At 32.1% G+C, this 676-nt stretch carries 1 protein-coding gene; it reads right to left on the reverse strand.

Going from position 1 to position 676, the window contains the following annotated elements; all coding sequences use genetic code 11:
* Positions 1–97: 97 nt before the first annotated feature.
* The coding region (locus ACFIKO_RS09435; protein ID WP_375673920.1) for a type IV secretion system protein at positions 98–676 on the reverse strand (579 nt) is incomplete at its 5' end.

A 676-nucleotide genomic window follows, 5' to 3' on the forward strand; every position in this document is an offset into this window, starting at 1 on the left:
CTTGAGTATTTTCATCACGATATCTTGGCTTTGATAAAACCTTTATGCCCTTCTGAATTGTTCAGATAGTACTAAACCTTCTACATGGTTTTTGTTTTCATCGTATGATAGGCATCCCTTTTATTTCATGGTTAAAAAATTTCATATCAATTTCGCGTCTTTTCTTTTTGATAAGTGATTGCTCAGCTTTACGTAAATGCGTTATCATTTGCATCTTTACAGATTCATTTCGGATCATGGCTAACGAACCATCGATATGTGTTTGAAGATCTGCAATATCTTTCAGGTTTTCTTTTGTTTGAAGTTCATTAAATAGATTTCTGAGGTATTGAAAACGATTTTCTACGTTTTCAAAAGTTTCTAAACTTATAGCTTTATCGAGTATCGATGCAAATTGTAAACGCTTTGAAATAGTTTTGCCCATTTGATCAAGAGATCCAGAAATTTTGTTTTCGTCCTCCAATACCTTTTTATATGATTCCCTTGAAAGCTTATCACTCTTATAGAGCGATTCTGGTTCTTTGAGAAAAAAACTAGAAAAGAGAAAAGAACTAGAAAGGTCTATTGTTTGAGATCCAGTTTTCTTATTCGTTGTTATAGCTTGGTAAGCTTTTTCTGTTTGCGAAAGTTGTTCTTTTTTTAACGCAAGCTGTTTTTTTAAGAGCTCAATAATTTC

Origin of the sequence: Bartonella sp. TS82HLJMH, from assembly GCF_042193495.1 — a bacterium.
GTDB lineage: Bacteria > Pseudomonadota > Alphaproteobacteria > Rhizobiales > Rhizobiaceae > Bartonella > Bartonella grahamii.